This window comes from Variovorax sp. YR752, assembly GCF_943372545.1.
The window spans coordinates 1-3,544 of sequence record NZ_CALRZC010000400.1; the positions used below are offsets into that span (position 1 = coordinate 1).

Below are 3,544 nucleotides of genomic sequence, written 5' to 3' on the forward strand. Positions count from 1 at the left end.
ACCCCGTGGACCGCGACCGCGTGGCCGTCGTCGGCCTGTCGGCGGGTGCGAGCATGGCGGCGCTGCTGGCCACGCGCTATGCGAACCGCTTTCGCGCCGTGGTCATGCACTCGGGCGTGGCGCCCGGCGCCGCCAAGTCGTCGGCCACCGCGCTCGGCGCCATGCGCGGACAGCACGTGCCGCCGATGCCCGTCACCGCCGTCGGCAAGGCGATGGGCGCCGCGGCCGTCTTCTCGACGCTGCCGCCGCTGCTGGTGCTGCACGGCGACGCCGACGCCGTGGTCGCGCCCAGCAACGCCGTGAGCAGCGCGGCCGTGTGGGCCACCGCCGTGGGCGCGCACGCCGGCCTGCCGCGCGACTTGCAGCGCGGCCAGCGCCGCGCCATGCGCATGACCGACTTCAAGCGCCAGGGCCGCACCCTGGTCACGCTGTGCGAGATCGCGGGGCTCGACCACTCGTGGAGCGGCGGGGCACGGGGGCTGCTGTTCAGCGATCCGATCGGGCCCGATGCCACGCGCATGGCGTGGGCGTTTGCGGCGGCGCAGTTCAAGCGGCTGCGGTGAGTGCCTGACGCCTTGGCGGACAGACTGAGCGTCGAGGTGCGCGACAGCGCTAGGCAGTGGCAGGCGGGGGCAACCCGGACAGCGCCGAGGCCACACGCTGACAGGCGGCGATGAGGTCGCGCACGATGCGTTCATCGATGTTCATGTCGCCTTCGTATTCACCGAGGTTGCGAATCTCGTGCCCCTTGGCCAGCACGCGCCAGACTTCCGGCCCCAGCGACAGGGTGTGTGGCAGCACCTGGAAGACGATGAAGCGGTTGCCCGATCGGTAGCCATGCCATCGCAGCGCCGCGAGGCACAAGGCATGCGCCGCGTTGTAGGCCAGATCGAAGCGGCTTTCCAGCGAGAGCTGGGCGACCTGCGCATCGGCCAGGCGCGCCAGTCCGGAGCGAAGCAAGCCCGCGAACTCGCGTGCATCGGGTGCTTCGGCCGTCAGCGGCTTCGACGGACCGCACAGGTTGTCAAGCGGGGAGGGCATGCGCGTCGCCGATCACCCAGAGCTTGGGCTGTGCCATGACGCGCGTGACGAAAGATTCGCCGTCCTTGAGCTTTCGCATCAGTTCTTTCCTCGTGAACAGGGTCGGATTCACTGTACGGCCGAGGCGCGCCGAGACCGCGTCGAGCGCGAGAAAGAGATCCGAATACGCAAGTTCGTCACTGATCAGCAGCAGGTCGATGTCGCTGGATGCGGTGTCGCTCTTCTTGGCCACCGAGCCGAAGACGAAGGCCGCGTCGATCTTGTCGGCCACCGGCTGCAAGGCATCGCGCAGCGGGCCCGCGAGCCCGAAGGTCTTGCGCACGATGCCGCACAGCTCTTCGAAGATCGGCGCTTCTGCGTTGGCGCGGTAGTGCTTCTGGTTGCCAACACGCGACGTCGTGAGCAGCCCGCTGTCGGTCAGTTGCTGGAGTTCTCGCTGCACCGCGCCCGAGCCCGCGCCGGTAAGCTTGATCAATTCACTGGAAAAGAAGCTTCGGTCCGGCTGGCCGAAGAGGCAACCCAGCACACGCTGCTGCGTGGTCGTGAACAGGGCGTCCGCCAGGCTGGCGGACTTCTCGACAACCGGTGTTGGTGATTTCAATTTACCCATTTTGGGTATGTTAATGCCCAAATTGGGTTTTTTCAACCGTACAGGACTGCCATGGCCGATGACCTGCAATCGCTGACCCAGGCCTTGCGCGATTTCGCGCAGGCTCGCGACTGGGAGCAATTTCACTCCCCCAAGAACCTCGCCGCCGCGCTGTCGGTCGAAGCCGCCGAACTGCTCGAGCATTTCCAGTGGCTCACCGAAGCACAGAGCCGGGCGCTGCCTGAAGACAAGCGCGCCGAGATCGGGAGCGAGATCGCGGACGTCCTGCTCTACCTGCTGCAGCTGGCCGACAAGCTCGGCATCGATCCGGTCGAGGCGGCGAAGCACAAGATGCTTGCCAACGCCGTGAAGTACCCGGTGCCGCCACCCGCCTGAGTACCTCCGTGTACGCCACCCGGCGTATTTCCCCTTGATGGTGCGTTCCGCAGACTCCCTCCATCGCCAGAAAAGCACTGGCGAACGGTTCAATCAACCCGGAGCAGGAGTCCACATGCAACGTCGTTTCACCCTTCAGGCGCTCACCGCCGCCGTCGCGCTGGCCAGCATTGGTGCTGCGCCCGCATTTGCCGCCGACACCATCAAGGTCGGCGTGCTGCACTCGCTGTCGGGCACGATGGCCATCTCGGAAACCGTGTTGAAAGACACGGTGCTGATGGCCATCGACGACATCAACAAGAAGGGCGGCGTGCTGGGCAAGCAGCTCGAGCCCGTGATCGTCGACCCGGCCTCCAACTGGCCGTTGTTCGCCGAAAAGACCAAGCAGTTGCTCGGCCAGGACAAGGTCTCGGTGATCTTCGGCTGCTGGACCTCGGTGTCGCGCAAGTCGGTGCTGCCTGTCGTCGAGGAAATGAACGGCCTGCTGTTCTACCCCGTGCAGTACGAGGGTGAAGAACTCTCGAAGAACGTGTTCTACACCGGTGCCGCGCCCAACCAGCAAGCCATTCCGGCCGTCGATTACCTGATGAGCAAGGAAGGCGGCGGCGCCAAGCGTTGGGTGCTGCTGGGCACCGACTACGTGTACCCCCGCACCACCAACAAGATCCTGCGCGCCTACCTCAAGAGCAAGGGCGTGAAGGACACCGACATCGACGAGAAGTACACGCCCTTCGGCCACAGCGACTACCAGACCATCGTTGCCGACATCAAGAAGTTCTCGGCCGGCGGCAAGACGGCGGTGGTCTCGACCATCAACGGCGACTCCAACGTGCCCTTCTACAAGGAACTGGGCAACGCGGGCCTGAAGGCCAAGGACGTGCCGGTCGTCGCCTTCTCGGTCGGCGAAGAAGAACTGCGCGGCGTGGACACCAAGCCGCTCGTGGGTCACCTGGCCGCATGGAACTACTTCATGTCGATCAAGAACCCGACCAACACCGCGTTCATCAAGCAGTGGGGCGACTACGCCAAGGCCAAGAACATCGCCGGCCACAAGGACAAGCCGCTCACCAACGATCCGATGGAAGCCACCTGGATCGGCATCCACATGTGGAAGCAGGCGGTCGAGAAGGCCAAGTCGACCGACACCGACAAGGTGATCGCAGCCATGGCCGGCCAGACCTTCACGGCGCCGTCGGGCATCGTGTCGAAGATGGACGAGAAGAACCATCACCTGCACAAGAGCGTGTTCATCGGCGAGATCAAGGCCGACGGCCAGTTCGGCGTGGTGTGGAAGACGCCGGGTCCGGTGAAGGCGAAGCCCTGGAGCCCGTTCATCGAAGGCAACGACAAGAAGCCGGATTACCCGGCTGGCAAGTCGATGTAATTCATCGACCAAGTCCCTTGCCTTGCTCCCTCTCCCCTCGGGGAGAGGGCGGGGGTGAGGGCAACGGCGGTCGATCTGGCCGCCGCGCTCGTTGGATGGCCGCTGGCCCTCACCCCAACCCTCTCCCCAAGGGG

5 protein-coding genes are annotated in these 3,544 nt (G+C 65.3%); 3 read left to right on the forward strand and 2 right to left on the reverse strand.

Annotated features, from left to right (window positions below; all coding sequences use genetic code 11):
* A partial coding sequence (locus tag AAG801_RS41020; RefSeq protein WP_341893615.1) for a PHB depolymerase family esterase occupies positions 1 to 563 on the forward strand: 563 nt, incomplete at its 5' end.
* Positions 564 to 612: 49 nt separating this feature from the next.
* Here the strand turns inward: AAG801_RS41020 and AAG801_RS41025 are convergent.
* On the reverse strand, positions 613 to 1,041 hold the full coding sequence (locus tag AAG801_RS41025; protein ID WP_341893616.1) for a hypothetical protein: 429 nt from the start codon (positions 1,039 to 1,041) through the stop codon (positions 613 to 615).
* The gene (locus tag AAG801_RS41030) at positions 1,025 to 1,720 is read right to left on the reverse strand and encodes a nucleotidyltransferase domain-containing protein (RefSeq protein WP_341893617.1); all 696 of its coding nucleotides are present in this window, start codon (positions 1,718 to 1,720) and stop codon (positions 1,025 to 1,027) included. Before AAG801_RS41030 ends, AAG801_RS41025 begins: the two co-directional genes overlap by 17 nt.
* Here AAG801_RS41030 and AAG801_RS41035 point away from each other — a divergent pair.
* Both AAG801_RS41035 and urtA read left to right on the forward strand, forming a co-directional pair.
* On the forward strand, positions 1,703 to 2,026 hold the full coding sequence (locus AAG801_RS41035) for a nucleotide pyrophosphohydrolase (protein WP_341893618.1): 324 nt from the start codon (positions 1,703 to 1,705) through the stop codon (positions 2,024 to 2,026). The genes AAG801_RS41030 and AAG801_RS41035 overlap by 18 nt on opposite strands.
* A 115-nt stretch (positions 2,027 to 2,141) precedes the next feature.
* Positions 2,142 to 3,410, forward strand: coding sequence for an urea ABC transporter substrate-binding protein (urtA, locus tag AAG801_RS41040; protein ID WP_341893619.1), 1,269 nt, complete (start codon positions 2,142 to 2,144; stop codon positions 3,408 to 3,410).
* Positions 3,411 to 3,544 lie beyond the last annotated feature (134 nt).

Coding starts and splice junctions, on each gene's coding strand:
- urtA (WP_341893619.1), top strand. CDS start 2,142: ATGCAACGTCGTTTCACCCTTCAGGCGCTCACCGCCGCCGTCGCGCTG.
- AAG801_RS41025 (WP_341893616.1), bottom strand. CDS start 1,041: ATGCCCTCCCCGCTTGACAACCTGTGCGGTCCGTCGAAGCCGCTGACG.
- AAG801_RS41035 (WP_341893618.1), top strand. CDS start 1,703: ATGGCCGATGACCTGCAATCGCTGACCCAGGCCTTGCGCGATTTCGCG.